Here is a 19,877-nt window from a genome sequence, read left to right as displayed (position 1 = left end):
ACCGGCGGCCTTTTTCATGTGGCGATCAGGTCGGCGATGGTGGCCGCGTCTTCCTCGTGTGCGAGATGGCCGAGGTTGGCCAATTCCGTCAACCGTGCATTCGGCAGTTTTTGCGCCGCATCCCGACTGACCTGCGGCGGCACGGCCATGTCATTCGCGCCGGTGATCAAATGTGTCGGGGCGTCGATTTCAGGCAGTCGCGTCAACAGCCCATCAAGTGACCATTGCGCCATCATCGACAATGTTGCGTCCACGTGGCCCTTGTCAGTAGCCAGTTGGTAGTAAAGCTCTAACCCGGCGCGATCCAGCGTCGATCCGGTGCCTTGGATCAGTGTGCGCACGCTGCTGCGTGTCGTGGTTGCGGCGAACATCGTGGCACTGAAGGGTGTGACCGCAAGCGCCTTGGCCATCATGGGGAAAAGCCAGCCTGCGACACCTTTGAAATTGCCGAGGGCGGCGTTGACGCCAAAGACCCCTTTGGCGGGCCGCAGCCCGAGTTCCCAAAGCCGCAATGCAATGGCTGTTCCGGCAGAGTGGCAGATGAGTTGCGTAGGTTTCCAGCCCTCGTGCCGGATCAGGCTGAGGATGTCTTCGGCCATGTGGTCGAGCCCGCACCGCTGTTGGGCGCCAAGCTGGGTAAAGCCCTGACCGGGGAGGTCGAAGGTGACCACGTGGTGAGTCTTGGTCAGGATTGGAAAGAGGTGCCGAAAACTCTGGGTTGCGCCGCCTGCGCCGTGGATCAGGATGATCGTATCGCCGCTGCCGTCTTCCTGGATATGCCAGCGGTGGGGCCGGTGCAGAACCTGCCGCGAATGGGCGGCCATCGGCCATGTCGCGGGGTCGGGTGGCCACCGCATCTAGTCGCCGAGCGCAGTGGCGACGGATTGCGACAGACGTTGGGCATCCGCGCGGGGGAGTGGCAGATATGCTGCATCAAGCGTTTGCGCGAGATTGCGCAAGGCGAGTTCGGGTCGATTGCCGGTATCGATAACCAGCGCACCCACGCCATTGCTGCGTAGCACTTTGGCCATCTGTTGTGCATCCGACGCGGCCTTTTTCCGGTCGGCGCTGCCATCGAGTGCGATATTGGCGCGACCGTCGGTCAGAATTGCGACCGTCGGCGTCAGCCCTTTGCGTGTGGCTTGCAAGGCTTGATCAAACGCGGTGCGCATTCCGGCGGCGAGCGGTGTACCTCCACCCCCCGGCAATCCAGCAAGCCGACGTTTGGTTTGTACGAGTGAGCGGGTAGGCGGCAAGAGGAGTTCGGCGTCGCTGCCGCGGAACGCCACCAGCGCCACATGATCGCGCCTTGCATAGGCTTGCGACAGGAGGAGTTCGACAGCGCCTTTTGCCTCGGCGAGGCGGGTGAGCGCGGCGGAGCCCGACGCATCGACGGTAAAGATGAGCAGCCGGTCGGACTTTTCCTCGTACCGTTTGATACGGAAATCGCTGGGTCGGATGTGCAGGCCTTCGCGACCGGTTGCATTGCACCGGATGGTTTGCCAGGGGGCGGCGGCGCGGAGGGTGCCGATCAGGTCGAGCCGCGCGCCGTCGGTCAGGCGACCGGGGCGCGATGGCAGTGGTCTGCCGCGCCGGTTGCCTTTGCGCGCCGCGCCCGAACCGTTGCCACGGCCTTGTCGTGCCTTTTGCGCGGCGAGCCGGTCGAGCAGGTTGTCGGGGAGGAGCGCGCGGACGGCGTCGAGGATCAGTTCGTTGGGGATATCGAGGGGGTTTTCCTGAGTGTCGGTGGATTGGTCGGGCGGCGGTGCCTCGGGTTCTTTTGGTTCCGGCTCGGGAATGCGTGTCGCGCGATGGGCGAGCGTCAGGGCGCAGGCGGTTTCGATGTCCTTTGCAGTGATTTCATCGCGGTTGTGAAGGGCTGCATGCGCCTTTGCGGCGCGGAGGGCGAAGAGGGGTGCGCGAAGGCTATCGATGCCGAGTTGGGCGGCGATTTGGGTGATTTGTTCTAGGGCCTTTTGCGGAACAGAGGGTAGTTCCCGACCGCGGGTGGGGGTGAAGCCCCCGCCCGAGGGGGCGGTCGGGGGCTGCCCGGCGATGCCGGGCGGTATGGTGGCGATGTCGCGCAACGACACGTCAGATAGGTCTATGTGGAACGCGAGACGTTCGGAGAGTTTGGGATCAACCGCCTCGTCTGGTTCCGCCCCTTCGTCCAATGCGATGAGCGTGAGTCCTTCGCCCCGGTCCAGTGCCATTGCCAAGTGCGCGGCGAACCGGACGGGCGCGCGTTCGGCCATGGTTAGAACTAGTGGCCCCGGTTTGGAGAGAAGGCCTGCTTTCTTGACGACGTGTCCGGCGCTGAGTGTTGCGGCCAGGTCTAATCCACCAAAAAGCGCTTCGTCGCTGATCGCCGGATGAATTTTTCGGGCATAGGGATCAATGCGCTTTAACAGCTGATCCCGCACCGGGCCTGATCGCGCGCGGATCATGATCCCACCCAAGCCGGGATCAATGGCCAAGAGTTGCAAGGCCAAGGTGGCCCGCTGCCAGTTATCCAAGAACTTCGTCCACGGTCCGTGCGACACGTGTGCCACTGCCCGCCTCATCCAGTGGATCACGTCGCAGTCGATGCCGCAATGCCATCGGCGCCACGTCCCGGAGATGGGCGCGTGTAAGCGCAGTGTCGTCCCGCCACGCGGCATAGGCGCGGGCGGCTTTGAGCAGGGTCAGTTCGCCGCGCAGCCCGTCGGAGCCAAGTGCGAGGCACAGTTCGGCAACATCCTTGAGGACCTTGTCAGAGGTCTTCAGCTTGCCCAGCGCCTTGCGCGCGGTCAGGATACGGTCGCGGATCGCCGCGTCTTCGGCCTGCCAGCGCAGCATGAAGGCGGTGTTGTCGTTCTCGAACGCATCGCGGCGTTTGATGACCTCGACCCGTTCGTCAATGTCGGTGGGCGACGTGACCTCGACCGACAGCCCGAACCGGTCGAGCAGTTGGGGGCGCAATTCGCCCTCTTCCGGGTTGCCGGAGCCGACGAGCACGAAGCGGGCGGGGTGACGGATGGATAGCCCTTCGCGTTCCACGACGTTCTCGCCGGATTGGGCAACATCAAGGAGGAGGTCGACGATGTGGTCTTCGAGCAGGTTGACCTCGTCGATGTAGAGGTAGCCCCGGTTGGCCTTGGCCAGAAGACCCGGCTGGAACGCCTTTTCGCCTTTGGTCAGCGCCTTTTCGATGTCGAGCGCGCCGGTCACGCGGTCTTCGGTCGCGCCCAAGGGTAGGTCGACCACGGGGGTAGGCATTTCATGCGCGCGCTTGGTTTTGAGGTTGGCCCATGACGGAACCTGCGCGGCTTTCGCGCTGTTCACGGGGCAGTTCTTGATGGCTTTGATGGGCGGCAGCAGCGCGGCCAACGCACGGACGGCGGTCGATTTGCCGGTGCCCCGGTCGCCGAACACCAGCACGCCACCGATGCTGGCATCGATGGCCGTCAGGATCATCGCGCGCTTCATCTCGTCCTGTCCGACGATGGCGGAGAAGGGGAAAGGGGTCATGCGGCCTCCAATCGTTTGAGGGGCGAGATGCCGTTCCATGTGCCGCGGTCCGAATGGACGGCGAAGCGGGCGAAGAGTTCCTCGGAGAACCAGTTGCCGGCGCGCACCGCCTTGATGGCCGCGCCATGGGGGCCGGTTCTGGCAAAACCGTCCATCGTTGCCTTGTCCGGCCAGATGGAAAACGTGATCTGATCCAGCATCGGTAATTCGCCAATTCCCGCCTTGAACATCACGTTCGGGTCCGCGCCGATATTGGCCGAGATATCGGGGACCTGTTTCCAGAATTGCAGGATCGCCGACTTGCGGATCGATGCGCGGGTCAAGGCGGCCATGGGGCCGTCATCTTGCGTCTCACCCGTTGTGAAGGGTGTTTTGCCGTCCCATGCGCCGCGGACGGATCGCGCTTGCAGGAAAACGGTCCAGTTTTCCGCGCTGCGTTTGGCGTAGCGCCGGAATATCGGAGCGTTGGCGGTTCGATCCTGTGCGATGTCAGCATCGTTCCACGTGGCGAGGATCGCGATGGTGAATGGGGTGACGGTGGGATTGAAACCTTCGCCCTTGCCCGCGCCGCACAGTTTCCAAAAGCCGATGTCGGGTGTTTTGGCCAGGCTAGGCCGTGCCGCCCCCATCATCATCAACGCCCAAGCCCGTGCGCGCAGGCCGGAAAAGCGGAAAAATGAAAGAGTGACGGTTTGAGTCACGGCGTGAACCTCACGTGGTGTCAACTAATCCTGACACAGGTCCCATCACTTTGGAAGATCATGCGATAACATTTGTCAACTTTAGCTGACACTACTAGTGTTGTCTTAGGATGACATCAAACGACTCGAATACGGCCATCGTGATTGGCGCCGGTCTTGGCGGGCTTGCCGCCGCGATGCGGTTGGGCGCGAAGGGTTATGCCGTCACCGTTCTGGATCGCCTTGATCGGCCGGGCGGACGCGGGTCGTCTGTCATGCAGGACGGCCATCGCTTTGATCTGGGGCCGACGATTATCACCGTACCGCAGGTTTATGAGGATTTGTGGGCCGCCTGCGGGCGCGATTTTCACCGTGATGTGGACTTGCGGCCGATGGACCCGTTTTACGAGGTGCGTTGGCCGGATGGATCGAAGTTTGTGGCGCGTCAGGATACCGATGCGATGCTGGCCGAGGTTGCGCGGTTGTCGCCGGGTGATGTGAAGGGTTATCAGTGCTTTCTGAAAGATAGTGAGCGCCGTTATGTCCTTGGTTTCGAGGGCATGGTCGCCAAGCCGATGCACCGGTTATGGGAGACGATCAAGGTACTGCCGGAATTTGCGATGCTGCGGGCGGATCGGTCTATTCTTGGGCTGGCGAAGGCCCGTGTGAAAGACCCGCGTTTACGCATGGCGCTGTCGTTTCACCCGCTGTTTATCGGGGGTGATCCGCGCCATGTGACATCGATGTACGCGCTTGTCGCTTATCTTGAGAAGCAGTTCGGCGTCCATTACGCGATGGGCGGTGTGCAGGCGATTGCCGACGCGATGGTGAACGTGATCCGGTCTCAGGGCGGGCAGGTGCGGCTGGGCGTCGAGGTGGATGAGATCGTTGTCGATAGTGATACTGCCAAGGGTGTCCGGCTGAGCGATGGGCAGGTGCTGGATGCGCCGCTGGTCGTCAGCAATGCGGACGCGGGACATACGTATCAGCGGCTGTTGCGCTGGAAACAACGGAAACGCTGGACGGATCGCAAGCTAAAGTCGCGCCGGTGGTCGATGGGGCTGTTTGTCTGGTATTTCGGGACCAAGGGCACAGCGGAGATGTGGTCTGATGTCGGCCACCACACGATCACCAATGCGCCGCGTTATGAGGGCCTGCTGAAGGATATCTTCATGAAGGGCAAGCTGGCCGATGACATGAGTCTGTATATACACCGGCCCTCCAAGACCGACCCGTCGGTCGCGCCGCAGGGGGATGATACGTTCTATGTTCTGTCGCCCGTTCCGCATCTGGGCTTTGACAAGCCGGTGGACTGGGCGGTCGAACGGGATGTCTACAAGGCCAAGGTGCAGGCCGAGGTCGAAAAATATCTGCCCGGTTTTGCGGAGCGGATCGTCACCGAGATGACCCTGACCCCAGAGGATTTCCGTGACCGGTATCTGTCGCCCAACGGCTCTGGGTTTTCGATCGAGCCGCGCATTCTGCAATCGGCCTGGTTCCGCCCGCATAATGTCAGTGAAGAGGCCAAGGGTCTTTATCTGGTCGGTGCAGGTACCCATCCCGGTGCGGGCGTGCCGGGGGTGATTTCCAGCGCGGAAGTGCTTGGCAAACTGGTGCCGGACGCCCCGGCGCAACCTGAATTGAAGATGGCCGCTGAATGATCCAACCGGGAGACCTTAACCATTGTCGCAACGCGATCCGCCATGGGTCGTTGTCGTTTCATGCGGCCTCAAAGCTGCTGCCTGCCAAGGTGCGTGATCCGGCGCTGGCGCTGTATGCGTTTTGCAGGCTGGCGGATGATGAGGTGGACGAGGGCGAATATCAGACTGGCGCTGTCTTGCGCCTGCAAGAGCGTTTGGATGCTGCTTATGCGGGTCGGCCGAAGAACGCACCCGAAGATCGCGCCTTTGCCGCGATAGTCGAGGATTTCGAGATGCCGCGCGCCTTGCCGGAAGCCCTGTTGGAGGGCTTGGCATGGGATGCGGCAGAGCATCGGTATGAGACGTTAAGCGGCGTGCGTGACTATTCCGCCCGTGTCGCCGCCGCCGTTGGCGCGATGATGTGCGTGCTGATGCGTGTGCGTGATCCTGATGCGCTGGCCCGTGCCTGTGATCTGGGTGTTGCGATGCAGTTGACGAATATCGCCCGTGATGTGGGCGAGGATGCGCGGATGGGGCGGATTTACCTGCCGCTTGATTGGTTGGCAGAGGCCAGAGTTGATCCGGTGAATTTCGTTCGCGAGCCGCTGCCGACGGATGCCGTACGTCGGATGGTCAAGCGGTTACTGGCCGAGGCGGACAGGCTTTATCGCCGGTCAGAGGCCGGAATCAATGTGCTGCCTATGCAGGCGCGGACAGGGATTTGGGCGGCTCGGCTGATTTATGCGGGGATCGGGCGGCAGGTCAGGCGACATGGTTATGACAGTATTTCGATGCGGGCGCGTACCTCGGGTCCGCAAAAGCTGGGATGGCTGATGCAATCGGGGTTACGTTGTGCCGGATCGGTGCTGATGCCGCAATCCGCGGTGGTTTATGCGCGACCATTGGACGAAGTCGCCTTTCTGGTCGATGCCGCCAGCCGTGCGCGGCAGGATCCGGGGCGGTCAGCCTCTGTCCTGCAGGTGCTGGCCGAGTTGAAGGCGCGCGAAAGCGGGATTGGAACCGACCGTCCGATGGCCTAGTTGATGGACGGAAAGGAGCCTGTCCATGGATATCTGGCTATTCCTGATGTTTCTGACCGCCTGTTTCGGGGCGGGCGCCACCGGCGCGGCCTTTCCGCCGGGGGAGTGGTATGAGAAGCTGAACAAGCCGTCGTGGGTGCCTCCGAACTGGCTGTTTCCGGTGGCGTGGACGACGATTTATCTGCTGATGTCCTTTGCCGGGGCGCGGGTCGCCGTGCTGGAGGGGAGCGCCTATGCGATGGCTTTCTGGGCGATGCAGATCGCGTTTAATGCGTTATGGACGCCGGTGTTTTTCGGGCTGCGGCGGCTGAAAGGCGCGTTGCCGGTGATGGCGGTGCTGTGGCTGTCCGTGCTGGGCTGCACGGTGACGCATTGGCAGCTGGACATGTGGGCCGGGCTGGCGTTTGTGCCGTATCTGGTGTGGGTGACGGTGGCTGGGGCGCTGAACGTGGCGATGGTGCGGCTGAACCCGGATGTGGAGGCTTTGGAGGTGGGGAAGGTATAGGGGGTTGCCGCTATGTCGGCGTGTCCGCGAACGGTTCGGCAATGATCTGAACATCGTCTTCGTAGACGAAGTAGCCTATTCGGTCGCTGATGATCTCCTGCACATCGATGCCGCAGCATCTGATGAGTTCTGAAAGCGCGTATGCCCGTTCTAACGCTTCGCTGTCATTGTTGCGAAACCATGCGATGCCTTTGGTGTTCCTTCTATAGGCGCCCTTTGATTTTGTTTTGTTGAAGCGATTGGGAATGCGCAGGTGTTCTTCGAACCAATCCAATTCCGATTTTATCTGCTGGGCAATGTATTGATCAGTCTCGGGACTTTTGAGAAGGCTGTATGCCATCCCGAAAATCCCGCTTCGCGCTGCCATGTCAGGCAATCTTGTGTTGATGACAAACCGTATGAACATTATGGCCCAGTGTTTAGCCATTTGCATCCAAAGGTCTAATCCATAGCGTCGAGGGCATTGCCCGACCTGGAGGGCGTTGCAACACTTCTGCACTATACGACATAGCCAAACGACCTGACCTTATGCTTCTTGAAACGCTGCAAAATCGCTCTCCGGGGGGAGGTCGGGCGATGCCCGGTGGTGCCCACCGGGCGGGACATTTGCCGGTGTTTGCGCATCAATTCGTAACCATGCGCGCGCCGAAACTGTGCCTCTTGCACCTCTCCCCAAACGGTGAAACCATTGGGGATGGAACTTCACTTCAAATCATGGGCTGAGTCGGCCTCCCGCTTGGTCTCGGTCGCCGCGGGGCGGGAACCGGCTGATCTGGGTATTCGCGGTGGGAAGCTCGTGAATGTGCAGACCCGTGAGGTGCTGGAGTGGCAGGTGGCTGTGGCGGATGGCCGTTTTGCTTATGTTGGTCCGGATGCGAGCCATTGCATTGGCCCTGAGACGCGGGTGACTGAAGCGGAGGGTCGCTATCTGATCCCCGGTTTGTGCGACGGCCATATGCATATCGAAAGCGGGATGCTGACGCCCGCCGAATTTGCCGCCGCTGTCATCCCGCATGGCACGACGACCATGTTTACCGACCCGCATGAGATTGCAAATGTGCTGGGCCTCAAAGGCGTGCGGATGATGCATGATGAGGCGCTGATGCAGCCGATCAACATCTATACGCAGATGCCCTCTTGCGCGCCCTCGGCGCCGGGATTGGAGACGACCGGGTTTGAGATCAGCGCCGAGGATGTGGCCGAGGCGATGGCCTGGCCGGGCATCATCGGGCTGGGCGAGATGATGAACTTTCCCGGTGTCATCAATGGTGATCCGCAGATGCTGGCCGAGATGGCGGCGACGATGCATGCGGGTAAGACGGTGGGTGGGCATTATGCCTCGCCCGATAAGGGCGTTGCGTTTTCGGCTTATGTCGCAGGTGGTGCATCGGACGATCATGAAGGCACGGCGGAAGCCGACGCGATTGCGCGTGTGCGCAATGGGATGCGGTCGATGATGCGGCTGGGCTCGGCCTGGTATGATGTGGAAAGCCAAATCACGGCGGTGACGGAAAAGGGGCTCGATCCGCGGAATTTCATTCTGTGTACGGATGATTGCATGGCGGGCACACTGGTGAATGACGGGCATATGAACCGGGTGGTGCGCCATGCGATTGCGTGTGGATGTGATCCGCTGATCGCGTTGCAGATGGCGACGATCAACACGGCGACGCATTTCGGGTTAGAGCGCGAACTGGGCTCAATCGCGCCGGGGCGGCGGGCGGATGTGATCCTGACGTCTGATCTGACAACTTTGCCGATCGAGGAAGTGATCGCGCGGGGGCAGACCGTCGCGCGGGATGGGAAGATCACCGTTGATTGCCCGCATTACGACTGGCCCGCGGATGCGCGGCAGACCGTGCGGATGAAGTCGCTTGATGCGTCGCGCTTTGACATCCTGGCACCCGACGGCGCGAACAAGGTAAGGGCCAAGGTCATTGGTGTGGTTGAAAACCAGGCGCCGACGCAGGCTTTGACTGCGGAATTGCCGGTCGTTGATGGCCGCGTGGAGGGTGAGGGCGACACCTATCAGATCGCCCTTGTCGAGCGGCACCGTGCCACGGGTCAGGTCACGAACGGCTTCGTGTCGGGGTTTGGATACAAGGGCCGCATGGCAATGGCCTCGACCGTGGCGCATGACAGTCATCATATGATCGTTGTGGGCACAGATCGTGATATGATGGCCGCTGCGGCCAATCGGCTGGGCGAGGTTGGTGGCGGTGTGACGGTCTGGAAGGACGGTCAGGAACTGGCGCTGGTGGAACTCCCCATCGCGGGCCTGATGTCTGACAGCCCAGCGGCAGAGGTCGCGGCGAAGGCCGACCAGATGGTGCGGGCGATGGCGACATGCGGCTGCACGCTGAACAACGCCTATATGCAGCATTCGCTGCTGGCATTGGTTGTCATTCCGTCGTTGCGCATTTCTGATTTGGGTCTGGTGGACGTGGATAAATTCGAGATTACGGAACTGTTTGAGGAAAACGCATGAACCTTGCGCATAAGATCGCGATCCGCACACCCGATGTCCCCAAGGCAGAGGCCTTTACCGATGCGGGCAAGGCGGTGGAGCGGTTGATCGCGCTTTATGACGCGGCGGTAAAGTTTTTGTCCGAAAACTTTGCTGCGGCCCTGCGAGAGGGTCAGCCCGAGACGCGGGTGCGCGCCTACTATCCGGAAATCCGGCTGACCACGACGACCTATGCCAAGACCGATACCCGTCTATCTTTTGGACACGTGGCCGAGCCTGGGACATATGCCACGACCGTGACCCGCCCCGACCTGTTCGCCGAATATCTGCGCCAGCAGATTGGGCTGCTGATCAAAAGCCATGGCATGCCGGTTATTATCGGCGTATCCGACACCGTGATGCCAGTCCATTTCGCGGCTGCGCACGATCCGGCGCTGACGGTCCCGCAGGACGGATCGATGGAGTTCAACCTGCGCGATGCGTTTGACGTGCCGGATCTGAGCACGACACACGATGCAATCGTGAATGGCGAAGGTTTCACGTATCCCGACGGTGCGCGGCCATTGGCGCCGTTCACGGCGCAGCGGGTGGACTATTCATTGGCCCGTCTACAGCACTACACGGCCACGGCGGCAGAGCATTTTCAGAACCACGTGCTGTTCACCAACTATCAGTTTTATGTGGACGAGTTTGAGGCCTATGCCCGCCACATGATCGCCGACCCCGACAGCGGCTACACCAGTTTCGTCAGCACCGGGAATGTCGAGATCACGGAAGCGGATGCGCCCCTGCCGCAGCCAGCGAAGATGCCGCAGATGCCGACATACCATCTGAAGCGTGCCAATGGCAGTGGCATCACGTTGGTGAATATCGGGGTGGGGCCATCGAATGCGAAGACGGCGACGGACCATATCGCGGTGCTGCGTCCGCATGCCTGGCTGATGGTTGGGCACTGTGCCGGCCTGCGAAATTCGCAGCGCCTTGGCGATTTTGTTTTGGCCCATGCCTATCTGCGCGAAGATCACGTGCTTGATGATGATCTGCCCGTTTGGGTGCCGATCCCGGCGTTGGCGGAAATCCAGATCGCACTGGAAGGGGCGGTTGCGGATGTGACCGAGTTGGAAGGTTACGAGTTGAAGCGCATCATGCGCACCGGTACGGTGGCCACCATCGACAACCGCAACTGGGAACTGCGCGAGCAGGCGGGGCCGGTGCAGCGGCTATCGCAATCACGGGCGATTGCGCTGGACATGGAAAGCGCCACGATCGCGGCCAACGGGTTCCGGTTCCGGGTGCCTTACGGGACGCTTCTTTGCGTGTCTGATAAGCCGCTTCACGGGGAGTTGAAACTGCCCGGCATGGCCTCCGAATTCTATAAAACACAGGTGGCTGCGCATCTGATGATCGGGATCCGGGCCATGGAACGGCTGCGCGAAATGCCGCTGGAACGCATCCACAGCCGCAAATTGCGTAGCTTTGAGGAAACAGCTTTCCTCTAACGTGGCGGAAAACACCCCAAAAGGCACGATTTTCCCTTGTAAACTTGCACTAACCATTGTGGGGTGCCACAACATACCGTTATATAGCGGGGTAATTGGCCCTACAGGTTGGGCGAACGAGGGAGACCAGTAAAATGGCGACAAAACCAATGACAAAAGCGCAGCTGGTGGCTGCATTGGCCGACGAAACAGGCATGGACAAGAAAGCAGCAGGGTCTGCTTTGGACGCTGTGACCGGCATCATCACCAAAGAAGTATCCGGTGGTGGCGCCGTCACACTACCCGGTGTCGGCAAGATCTACTGCCGCGAGCGCCCCGAGCGTATGGTCCGCAACCCGGCCACGGGTGAGCAGATCAAGAAAGACGCGGACAAGGTTGTGAAGATGACGATCGCAAAGGCGCTGAAGGACAGCGTGAACGGCTAATATCAGATCGCATATGCGGATGCAGGGCTGCCTTCGGGCGGCCCTTTTTCGTTAGAGCGTGATGCCGACCTGATCCAAGATCTCAAGGATGTCGTCGACTTTGATGTCTTGCTTGTGCGTCAGCTTTTGAACTGGCGTTGCGCCGATCATAGCGCGGATGCGCGCGGTATCGTCAATCGTTCCACTGAGAAGTCGTTTCAGCTGATGTACCGGCACCGCGCTGATCTTGGGTGCATGTGACCAGCGCGCACGGACGTCGCGGTTGTCCTGAACCAGATGTTCGAACAGGTAGTGGAACCAGAAATAGGGTGGCTTACCCGCGTGATGCGGTCCCCATTTCCAGTACGCGCCGAAGATCGCGTGCATCTCTTCCACGACAACGCTGTTCTTGGCGGCGGCGAGGAACCAGCTTGAGATCAGCCGGTCCGGTCCCGGCTTGTGGAACGCGAAAAAGCCGCACTGGTTGAAGATGTTGGGAAGCCAGCCATCAAGCGGCTTGAGGCACAGGCAAGTGGCATCGGCCCATACACCACCATGTTTCAGCAAAAGCGCCGTACGCAGCATGTCGGCGTAGTGCGAAATGATCATTTCCGCCGGGAAACCGTCGCGTGGCAGGATTTCGTCGGCCTGCGTTTGGTCGAGCAGAACAACATCCCAATCCGGATGAAAACGCAGCCAGCTTTGGGCACATAGCTTGACAATATCTGGTGCCGTTTCAAATCCCGTATCCCAAAAAAATGTGGATACGGCGCGGCAGGTCGGCGGCACTGTGTCGTCGTTTGAGCGCCTTGCCAGTTTGGGCCGATGGGCGAGGGACGTAACCCTGCTCAAGGAAGGCTGTCAGCGTATGTTCCGGCAAAGCAATGTCCTTATGATGATGGCGGTGCCGTTGTTGTACGTGGGGTGATCGGGCGATACCACTCTGCGCTTTCGACACCGATCGAAACAGGCTAGGCCCGGTCAGATGGATATCAAAGCGATCATCATGGGCCTCGCCTTTGCGTGTATGTGGTCATCGGCATTTACGTCGGCGAGCGTGATCGTGACCTATGCGCCACCGCTGACGGCGCTGGCGCTGCGGTTTCTGATCTCTGGTCTGATAGGCATCGGAATTGCGGCGGCGCTAGGCCAATCCGCGCGGCTAAGCCGGGGGCAGTGGCTTGGTGTGCTGGTCTTTGGTATTTGCCAGAACGCACTGTATCTGGGCCTGAACTTCGTGGCGATGCAGACGGTTGCCGCATCGCTGGCCGCCATCATCGCGTCGACCATGCCCCTGTTGGTCGCTTTGGCCGGGTGGTTGGTTTTCGGGACACGGGTCCGGCCGTTGGGCGTTGCTGGTTTGGTCGCGGGCTTTGCGGGGGTGGCGCTGATCATGGGCGCGCGGATCGAAGGCGGCGTCGATCTTTACGGCCTCGCGTTGTGCGTCATCGGGGTGATCTCGCTGACCGTGGCGACCATGGCGGTACTGGGTGCCTCATCGGGGGGCAATGTGCTGATGATCGTTGGTCTTCAGATGCTTGTGGGTAGCCTTGTGTTATGGGTGCCCGCGCTGGCGTTGGAGAGTTTTGTCGTGACGTGGACGTGGCAGCTGATCGTTGCCTTCATCTACACTACGCTGGTGCCGGGATTGGCCGCGACGCTGGTCTGGTTCCTGCTGGTGCGGCGGATCGGAACGGTGCGGGCATCGACATTCCACTTTCTCAACCCGTTTCTGGGCGTCGCCATTGCGGCTGCTTTGCTGGGTGAGCGGGTCGGGTTTCTGGACATCCTTGGCGTTGCGATCATCGCAGGTGGGATTCTGGCAGTGCAACTGTCAAAACAGACTTAGCCAAGTCCCTTGGTGCCATATTTCAGGATGATCGGTACGATCAGGTCTTCCTCGTCCAGCAGGTGCCGGTTGAGGTTGCGTTCGAGGCTGATGAGTTGATCGCGAAATGCCCCCGCCGCATTCTGCAGCGCATCGCGATCTTCCGCTTGCATCATGACTGCATTGGCGCCGGCCACAAACGCATTCAGATCAGCGTCAATCGCGTGATGATCACGGTCGAGGATGTCAAAGCCGCGTGCGACCCGCGTGTCGCGTTGGGCGAGCCTGGGAAAGTAGTGCGTGTCTTCGATCGTATGATGTTCGTGCAGGCCGTTGACGAACATACCGCCATAGCGCGAGACCAAAATACGATACCTTTCAGGGCTATCGTCTTTATCTATCAGTGCCTCGGTCCCTTGCCGTAAGGTATCCAGAATCCGTCGAAACATGACATGGCGATCCAGCCAGAAACGGATCAGACCGTCGAATCCCGGGTCGCGTTCCCAACCGATCCGCGGATACTCGGCCAGCAAAACGCGCAGCGCGTCGGGCAGGCCTTGGCGGGTTTCAAGCGTCAGATCTGGAATGTCGTCATTGGCCATGTTCCGATCAGATAGGCGGAAAATCATCAGGCTGTCACCACCCGGCGAATCAACAGGTGCTGTGCAAATTCGCGCGCAGTCAGAAAATGTTGCAGCCCCGCCAAAAACTATCCACATCTTGCGCATGTTCCGGGTTCACCCCCGCAACGTAGAAATGTCCCGACATTCCGCACCGATTGCCCTTGCCATTTCTGTTAACAACTCAAAAAATACGGCATCCGCGCAACCAGCGCGCGACAAACGCAAGATTGTGTCGGCCAACGATACAACAACAAGGGAGTTTTTCATGACATTGAAGACAAAACTGATGGCGACCACCGCCGCATTTCTGATCGCCACCACTGGTGCGGTCTATGCCGACGGTCACGCGACACATCCCGAAACGGGCGAACCGCTCGCCTCTGACCAGACATTCACCTATCGCGATCTCGACGAAAGTCCGTCGATCGATCCGGGTGTGGCCGAAGACAGCGCGGGTGGGGATATTCTGCGGGACCTGTTCGAGGGGCTGTATAACCAAGATGCAACCGGCGCTCTGGTTCCCGGCGTAGCGCTGAGCCATGATGTCAGCGACGATAACCTTGTTTATACCTTCACCCTCCGTGACAACGCCAAGTGGTCGAACGGCGATCCCGTTGTCGCCGGTGATTTTGAGTATGCGTGGAAGCGTGCGGCCTCGCCCGAACTTGCCTCGCCATATTCATGGTTCATCGAACTGATGTCGCTAGAAAATGCGTCTGAAGTGATCGCCGGCGATGTCGAGCCATCCGAACTTGGTGTGACTGCCATTGATGACACGACCCTTGAGGTCCGCCTGACGCAGCCGCTGCCTTACTTCCCGCAGATGCTGACCCATTTTACCACTTTCCCTGTCCATCAGGCGACGATCGAAGAGCATGGCGATGACTGGACCAAGCCCGGTAACATGGTGTCAAACGGCGCCTACAAGCTGACCGAGCACGTTCCGCAGGAAAAACTGGTCCGTTCGCGCAACGAAATGTACTGGGACAATGACAACACAATCATCGAAACGGTGACTTCGCTGGTCATTCCCGATGAAAACGTAGCGCTGACCCGTTATCTGGCTGGTGAATTGGACCGAACCGATGTACCGGCAGGTCAATTCCCGGCGCTTTCCGAAGAATACCCAGATCAGGCCGTTTCAGTGCCGATGGCCTGTTCGTACTATTACACTATCAACCTGACAGATGAAAATTCGAACCCTGCTCTTCTGGATGACAAGGTCCGTCAGGCGCTGTCGCTGGCAGTCAACCGTGACGTCATTGTAAAAAACGTGCTGGCCGGTGGTCAAAAGCCTGCCTACACGTTCACGCACTGGGCGACAGCCGGGTTCGAAACACCCGATACACCCATCGCCACGATGGATCAGGCAGCTCGTGACGAAAAGGCGAAGGAGTTGATGGCCGAGGCTGGGTATGGTCCTGACAATCCGATCACCCTGAACCTGATCTATAATACGTCGGATTCGCACAAGTCGGTTGCTATCGCCATTAGCCAGATGTGGAAGCAGACGCTGGGTGTCGAAACCGAATTGGCCAACCAGGAATGGCAGACATTCCTCGAAACGCGCGGCAATCAGGACTATGAAGTTGCACGTGCCGGTTGGTGTGCCGACTACAATGAGGCGTCCACATTTCTTGACCTTATGCAGTCCGAGTCCGGCTATAACGATGCCAAGTACACCAACGAAGAAGTTGATGCGCTGTTGGCCGAAGCCAAGACATCTGACAATCCGCAGCCACTTTACGAGCAGGTAGAGCAGATCGTCAGTCAGGAAGTGCCGATCATTCCGATCTATCACTACGCATCTGTGAAAATGTTCGCTGAAAATCTGGAAGGCTGGCCCTTCGAAAACTTCCAGCAGAACTGGTATTCCAAAGACCTGTACAAAATCGCTGAATAACGCGATTTGGTTTGGCCGCGCCCCCGCTGGGGCGCGGCAACTTTTCTTCACAAGCTCTGAATTTGTGGACCCCTGACATATGCTGAATTTCCTGATCCGCCGCCTTGCCGTGGCCATCCCGACATTGTTGGTGCTGGTCGTCATTTCGTTCATTCTGATGTACGCGGCCCCGGGTGGGCCGTTCAATTCAGAACGACCGCTGCCGCCCGAGGTTCTGCGGAATATCGAGGCGAAGTACGGGCTGGATCAGCCGTTTTGGGCACAGATCGTCAATTACGTCTGGGGCGTCGTGACCCAATTCGATTTCGGCCCGTCCTTTCAGTATAAGGACCGCAGCGTGAACGACATCATCGCGCAAGGCTTTCCGGTCACGCTGACCTACGGGTTCTGGTCATTTGTCGTCGCCGTCAGTGTTGGCGTGTCGCTGGGGATCGCTGCGGCGATCAAGCAGAATTCGTGGTTGGATTATCTGGCCGTCGGTATCTCGGTCGGCGCGCAGGTGTTGCCGAATTTCGTCATGGCGCCGATCCTTGTGCTGACCTTCACGCTTTGGCTTGGCTGGCTGCCGGGTGGCGGCTGGAATGGCGGACAGTGGGAAAACATGGTGATGCCGGTCATTGCGTTGTCTACATCTTACATGGCATCCATCGCACGGATCACACGATCTTCGATGTTGGAAGTCTTAAACACCAATTTTGTCCGAACGGCGCGCGCGAAGGGGCTGCCGAACCGGACGGTCATCTGGCGGCATGCGATGAAGCCGACGATGCTACCGGTGTTATCCTATCTCGGACCTGCTTTCGTTGGGATGATTACAGGGTCCGTCATAATTGATCAGTTCTTTTCCACCGGTGGCATTGGGCAGTTCTTTGTAAACTCTGCCTTCAACCGGGACTATGCCGTGATTATGGGCATCACCATCCTGGTGGGCGCGCTGACCATCACGTTCAATCTTGTGGTCGACGTGCTTTACGCATGGCTCGACCCGAAAATCCGCTATTAAGGGGGCTATCCGATGTTTCCCAACAAAGCTGCCGTCGAAGGTGTGGGCGATGCGATGGACATGGCCGAAGTACAGGGCCGATCGCTTTGGGCTGATGCACGTGCCCGGTTCTTTCGAAACAAGGCCGCTGTCGTCTCTTTGATTCTGCTGGGTTTGGTGGCTGCGTTCGCGCTGTTCGGTCAGTATTTCGCCCAATGGGAGCGGGACTTTGTCGATTTCTCGCTGATCGGTAACAATGCCAGCAAAGGTGTGCCTTCGTTTGAGACGGGACACTATTTCGGGACCGACAGTAACGGGCGCGATCTTTATGCGCGGACGGTGCAGGGCACCGGGATTTCGTTGATGGTCGGGGTCGTGGGCGCCCTTGTCGCGGTCACGGTCGGCACCCTTTATGGCGCGACCGCCGGTTACTTTGGCGGTCGTATCGATGGGATCATGATGCGGATCGTGGATGTCCTGATGTCGATCCCGTTCATGTTTGTTCTGATCCTGCTGCTCGTCATCTTTGGGCGCTCGATCTTCATGCTGTTTCTGGGGATTGGCTTGATCTCGTGGCTCGACATGGCCCGGATCGCGCGAGGACAAACCCTGACGATCAAGAACAAGGAATTCGTCGAGGTCGCCCATGCGATCGGCGTGCATCCTTTGAAGATCATCCTGCGCCACATCGTGCCGAACCTGCTGGGCATCGTGATCGTCTACGCGACGCTTCTTGTGCCGGGCATGATCATCTTCGAGAGCTTCATCAGCTTCCTCGGCCTTGGCGTGCAGGAACCCAACACGTCGCTCGGTGCGCTGATCAACGAAGGCTCGCGCACGATGCAGTTCGGCTATTACTGGCAGATTGCCTATCCTCTTTTCTTCTTTGTCATCACCATCTTCGCCTTTTTCTTTGTGGGCGACGGTTTGCGTGACGCACTCGATCCCAAGGACCGCTGATCATGAGCTTGCTGCAAGTCGATAACCTGCGCGTGAATTTCGAAACCGGCGATGGCTTGGTCGAGGCGGTGAAAGGCATCAATCTGTCGATCAAGACGGGTGAATGCCTGGGTATCGTGGGCGAAAGCGGGTCGGGCAAAAGCCAGACGTTCATGGCGATGATGGGGCTGTTGACCCGGAATGGGCATGCGACCGGATCCGCAAAATTCAACGGGCAGGAAATGCTGAATATCCCGGCCAGCAAGGCGAACAAGATCAGGGGCGCCAATGTATCAATGATTTTCCAGGACCCGCTGACTGCCCTGACACCGCATCTGACAGTTGGCCAACAGATGATGGAGGTTCTGGACGCACACACAGATATGCGCGGATCGGCAGCCAAGGCCCTGTGTCTGGATTGGCTGGAACGGGTGCGGATCCCCGAAGCAAAGCATCGGATCAATCAATATCCGCACCAACTGTCCGGCGGCATGCGCCAGCGTGTGATGATCGCGATGGCAATGCTGTGCCAACCCAAGCTGCTGATCGCGGATGAGCCGACGACCGCACTGGATGTGACCGTGCAGGCGGAAATCCTTGATCTGATGGCAAAGCTGCAAAAAGAAGAGCAGACGGCGATTGCGCTGATTACCCATGACATGGGCGTCGTTGCCCGCATGTGCGACCGGGTCGCGGTGATGCGCCACGGCGAATATGTCGAGGAAGGGAGTGTGGAGGAGATTTTCCACAATCCGCAACACGATTATACGCGGATGCTGCTGGATGCGATGCCGCGGATCGACCAACCGACCGAAACGGCGCATGTCGAGGTCGCGAAGGGCGAGGATCTGTTGAAGGTCAAGGATATCGCCGTGAACTTTGACATCCGCGTGAACAAAGGCCTGTTCGGAAAAACCATCCCCCTGCGCGCTGTCGATGGGATCAGCTTTGATCTGGCCCGCAAGGAAACACTGGGTATCGTGGGCGAGTCCGGTTGCGGGAAATCCACGCTGGCACGCGCCGTACTGCAACTGATCCCGCCCAGCGCCGGGTCAGTGACGTGGATGGGGCAGGAATTGCGTGGGCTTAGCCGCAAGGAACTGGTTCCGCATCGCAAGAACCTGCAGATCGTGTTTCAGGATCCACTCGCCAGCCTTGATCCGCGCATGACGATCTCGGCTTCGATTGCAGAGCCACTGCTGACATTTCAGCCCAAGCTGACGTCCAAAGAACGCCGTGCGAAAGTGGCAGAAATGATGGAGCGGGTAGGTTTGGATCGCCGCATGATCAACCGCTACCCGCATGAACTGTCTGGTGGCCAGAACCAGCGGGTCGGGATCGCGCGGGCGATGATCAACCGCCCCGAGCTGGTGATCTGTGACGAGGCCGTCAGCGCGCTGGATGTGTCGATTCAGGCCCAGATCATCGCGCTGCTCAAAGAGCTGCAGGCGGATATGGGCCTTTCGATGATCTTCATATCGCACGATTTGTCGGTTGTACGCGATATCTCGCACCGGATCATGGTACTGTATCTGGGCCGCGTCGTAGAATTGGCAGACCGTGATGCGATCTATGAGGACCCGATCCATCCTTACACGAAATCACTGATCTCCGCAGTGCCGATCCCCGATCCGCGGGTCGAGCGCACGCGCGAACGGGTGCGGCTGCCGGGTGAACTTCCCTCACCGCTGGATCCCGGGGCTGGTCTGCGTTTTCTGCCGTCACGCCGCGACAGCGACCCAAGCTATCGTCCCAACGTGACCGAGGTATCGCCAGGTCATTGGGTGGCCGAGCATGACAGCATGGAAGAGATCATGCAGGCCGAACGGATGCGGTTGGCGGGATAGCCCGCCGCTC

Annotated in this window: 18 protein-coding genes; 11 read left to right on the top strand and 7 right to left on the bottom strand. The window is 59.5% G+C overall.

Annotation, left to right across the window (positions count from 1 at the left end):
- Positions 1-14 precede the first annotated feature (14 nt).
- From bchO to crtA, 4 genes are read right to left on the bottom strand one after another with little or no spacing between them, the layout of a single operon-like run.
- Entirely contained in the window at positions 15-857 is an 843-nt protein-coding gene (gene bchO, locus V8J85_RS10850) for an alpha/beta fold hydrolase BchO (RefSeq protein WP_339953754.1), read from the bottom strand.
- Positions 858-2,564, bottom strand: a complete 1,707-nt coding sequence (locus V8J85_RS10845; protein ID WP_445285894.1) for a magnesium chelatase subunit D — start codon at positions 2,562-2,564, stop codon at positions 858-860. It lies immediately after the preceding gene.
- Positions 2,509-3,510 (bottom strand): magnesium chelatase ATPase subunit I, encoded by a 1,002-nt coding sequence (gene bchI / locus V8J85_RS10840; RefSeq protein WP_339953752.1) that lies wholly within the window; start codon positions 3,508-3,510, stop codon positions 2,509-2,511. The genes V8J85_RS10845 and bchI overlap by 56 nt, the downstream gene beginning before the upstream one ends.
- Positions 3,507-4,211 (bottom strand): spheroidene monooxygenase, encoded by a 705-nt coding sequence (gene crtA, locus V8J85_RS10835; RefSeq protein ID WP_339953751.1) that lies wholly within the window; start codon positions 4,209-4,211, stop codon positions 3,507-3,509. Before crtA ends, bchI begins: the two co-directional genes overlap by 4 nt.
- A gap of 110 nt (positions 4,212-4,321) precedes the next feature.
- Here crtA and V8J85_RS10830 point away from each other — a divergent pair, with 110 nt between their 5' ends.
- The 3 genes from V8J85_RS10830 to tspO are packed head-to-tail and all read left to right on the top strand — an operon-like array spanning position 4,322 to position 7,375.
- The gene (locus V8J85_RS10830) at positions 4,322-5,851 is read left to right on the top strand and encodes a phytoene desaturase (RefSeq protein WP_339953750.1); all 1,530 of its coding nucleotides are present in this window, start codon (positions 4,322-4,324) and stop codon (positions 5,849-5,851) included.
- On the top strand, positions 5,848-6,870 hold the full coding sequence (crtB, locus tag V8J85_RS10825) for a 15-cis-phytoene synthase (protein ID WP_339953749.1): 1,023 nt from the start codon (positions 5,848-5,850) through the stop codon (positions 6,868-6,870). The genes V8J85_RS10830 and crtB overlap by 4 nt, the downstream gene beginning before the upstream one ends.
- Before the next feature lie 25 nt (positions 6,871-6,895).
- A complete protein-coding gene (gene tspO / locus V8J85_RS10820; RefSeq protein ID WP_339953748.1) occupies positions 6,896-7,375 on the top strand; it encodes a tryptophan-rich sensory protein TspO in 480 nt (159 codons plus the stop codon).
- Positions 7,376-7,385: 10 nt separating this feature from the next.
- On the opposite strand, the gene V8J85_RS10815 is transcribed toward tspO, so the two are convergent.
- A complete protein-coding gene (locus tag V8J85_RS10815; RefSeq protein WP_339953747.1) occupies positions 7,386-7,715 on the bottom strand; it encodes a hypothetical protein in 330 nt (109 codons plus the stop codon).
- 354 nt (positions 7,716-8,069) lie between these two features.
- On the opposite strand from V8J85_RS10815, the gene ade reads away from it, so the two are divergent.
- From ade to V8J85_RS10800, 3 genes are all read left to right on the top strand, one after another.
- Complete coding sequence (gene ade / locus V8J85_RS10810) at positions 8,070-9,863, top strand: adenine deaminase (protein WP_339953746.1); 1,794 nt, start codon at positions 8,070-8,072, stop codon at positions 9,861-9,863.
- Positions 9,860-11,341, top strand: coding sequence for an AMP nucleosidase (locus V8J85_RS10805; RefSeq protein ID WP_339953745.1), 1,482 nt, complete (start codon positions 9,860-9,862; stop codon positions 11,339-11,341). Before ade ends, V8J85_RS10805 begins: the two co-directional genes overlap by 4 nt.
- A 134-nt stretch (positions 11,342-11,475) precedes the next feature.
- Positions 11,476-11,766 carry an HU family DNA-binding protein gene (locus V8J85_RS10800; RefSeq protein WP_247228465.1) on the top strand — a complete coding sequence of 97 codons (291 nt, stop codon included), beginning with the start codon at positions 11,476-11,478 and terminating at the stop codon, positions 11,764-11,766.
- 51 nt (positions 11,767-11,817) lie between these two features.
- Here the strand turns inward: V8J85_RS10800 and V8J85_RS10795 are convergent, their stop codons facing one another.
- Positions 11,818-12,597, bottom strand: a complete 780-nt coding sequence (locus V8J85_RS10795) for a capsular polysaccharide synthesis protein (RefSeq protein WP_339953744.1) — start codon at positions 12,595-12,597, stop codon at positions 11,818-11,820.
- 133 nt (positions 12,598-12,730) lie between these two features.
- Here V8J85_RS10795 and V8J85_RS10790 point away from each other — a divergent pair, with 133 nt between their 5' ends.
- Positions 12,731-13,594 carry a DMT family transporter gene (locus V8J85_RS10790; protein WP_339953743.1) on the top strand — a complete coding sequence of 288 codons (864 nt, stop codon included), beginning with the start codon at positions 12,731-12,733 and terminating at the stop codon, positions 13,592-13,594.
- On the opposite strand, the gene V8J85_RS10785 is transcribed toward V8J85_RS10790, so the two are convergent.
- Positions 13,591-14,202 carry a hemerythrin domain-containing protein gene (locus V8J85_RS10785; protein ID WP_339953742.1) on the bottom strand — a complete coding sequence of 204 codons (612 nt, stop codon included), beginning with the start codon at positions 14,200-14,202 and terminating at the stop codon, positions 13,591-13,593. The two genes, V8J85_RS10790 and V8J85_RS10785, sit on opposite strands and share 4 nt — an antisense overlap.
- Before the next feature lie 259 nt (positions 14,203-14,461).
- On the opposite strand from V8J85_RS10785, the gene V8J85_RS10780 reads away from it, so the two are divergent.
- From V8J85_RS10780 to V8J85_RS10765, 4 genes are all read left to right on the top strand, one after another.
- Complete coding sequence (locus V8J85_RS10780) at positions 14,462-16,099, top strand: peptide ABC transporter substrate-binding protein (protein ID WP_339953741.1); 1,638 nt, start codon at positions 14,462-14,464, stop codon at positions 16,097-16,099.
- 79 nt (positions 16,100-16,178) lie between these two features.
- The gene (gene oppB, locus V8J85_RS10775; protein WP_339953740.1) at positions 16,179-17,102 is read left to right on the top strand and encodes an oligopeptide ABC transporter permease OppB; all 924 of its coding nucleotides are present in this window, start codon (positions 16,179-16,181) and stop codon (positions 17,100-17,102) included.
- A gap of 12 nt (positions 17,103-17,114) precedes the next feature.
- Positions 17,115-18,041 (top strand): ABC transporter permease subunit, encoded by a 927-nt coding sequence (locus V8J85_RS10770; protein WP_339953739.1) that lies wholly within the window; start codon positions 17,115-17,117, stop codon positions 18,039-18,041.
- A gap of 2 nt (positions 18,042-18,043) precedes the next feature.
- Positions 18,044-19,867, top strand: coding sequence for an ABC transporter ATP-binding protein (locus V8J85_RS10765; RefSeq protein WP_339953738.1), 1,824 nt, complete (start codon positions 18,044-18,046; stop codon positions 19,865-19,867).
- Positions 19,868-19,877 lie beyond the last annotated feature (10 nt).

Origin of the sequence: Yoonia sp. 2307UL14-13 (assembly GCF_037572755.1) — a bacterium.
In the GTDB taxonomy this organism is placed as follows: domain Bacteria; phylum Pseudomonadota; class Alphaproteobacteria; order Rhodobacterales; family Rhodobacteraceae; genus Yoonia.
The sequence above is the reverse complement of the archived record's forward strand: the minus strand, read 5'-3'. Positions and strand labels throughout refer to the sequence as shown.

Bases quoted from the DNA above. Each gene is read 5' to 3' on its own strand.
- ade (WP_339953746.1), top strand. From the start codon at position 8,070: ATGGAACTTCACTTCAAATCATGGGCTGAGTCGGCCTCCCGCTTGGTC.
- V8J85_RS10765 (WP_339953738.1), top strand. From the start codon at position 18,044: ATGAGCTTGCTGCAAGTCGATAACCTGCGCGTGAATTTCGAAACCGGC.
- V8J85_RS10780 (WP_339953741.1), top strand. From the start codon at position 14,462: ATGACATTGAAGACAAAACTGATGGCGACCACCGCCGCATTTCTGATC.
- bchI (WP_339953752.1), bottom strand. From the start codon at position 3,510: ATGACCCCTTTCCCCTTCTCCGCCATCGTCGGACAGGACGAGATGAAG.
- V8J85_RS10770 (WP_339953739.1), top strand. From the start codon at position 17,115: ATGTTTCCCAACAAAGCTGCCGTCGAAGGTGTGGGCGATGCGATGGAC.
- crtB (WP_339953749.1), top strand. From the start codon at position 5,848: ATGATCCAACCGGGAGACCTTAACCATTGTCGCAACGCGATCCGCCAT.
- oppB (WP_339953740.1), top strand. From the start codon at position 16,179: ATGCTGAATTTCCTGATCCGCCGCCTTGCCGTGGCCATCCCGACATTG.
- V8J85_RS10800 (WP_247228465.1), top strand. From the start codon at position 11,476: ATGGCGACAAAACCAATGACAAAAGCGCAGCTGGTGGCTGCATTGGCC.
- V8J85_RS10815 (WP_339953747.1), bottom strand. From the start codon at position 7,715: ATGGCATACAGCCTTCTCAAAAGTCCCGAGACTGATCAATACATTGCC.
- V8J85_RS10830 (WP_339953750.1), top strand. From the start codon at position 4,322: ATGACATCAAACGACTCGAATACGGCCATCGTGATTGGCGCCGGTCTT.
- V8J85_RS10805 (WP_339953745.1), top strand. From the start codon at position 9,860: ATGAACCTTGCGCATAAGATCGCGATCCGCACACCCGATGTCCCCAAG.
- V8J85_RS10785 (WP_339953742.1), bottom strand. From the start codon at position 14,202: ATGATTTTCCGCCTATCTGATCGGAACATGGCCAATGACGACATTCCA.
- tspO (WP_339953748.1), top strand. From the start codon at position 6,896: ATGGATATCTGGCTATTCCTGATGTTTCTGACCGCCTGTTTCGGGGCG.
- V8J85_RS10845 (WP_445285894.1), bottom strand. From the start codon at position 2,564: ATGAGGCGGGCAGTGGCACACGTGTCGCACGGACCGTGGACGAAGTTC.
- V8J85_RS10790 (WP_339953743.1), top strand. From the start codon at position 12,731: ATGGATATCAAAGCGATCATCATGGGCCTCGCCTTTGCGTGTATGTGG.
- bchO (WP_339953754.1), bottom strand. From the start codon at position 857: ATGCGGTGGCCACCCGACCCCGCGACATGGCCGATGGCCGCCCATTCG.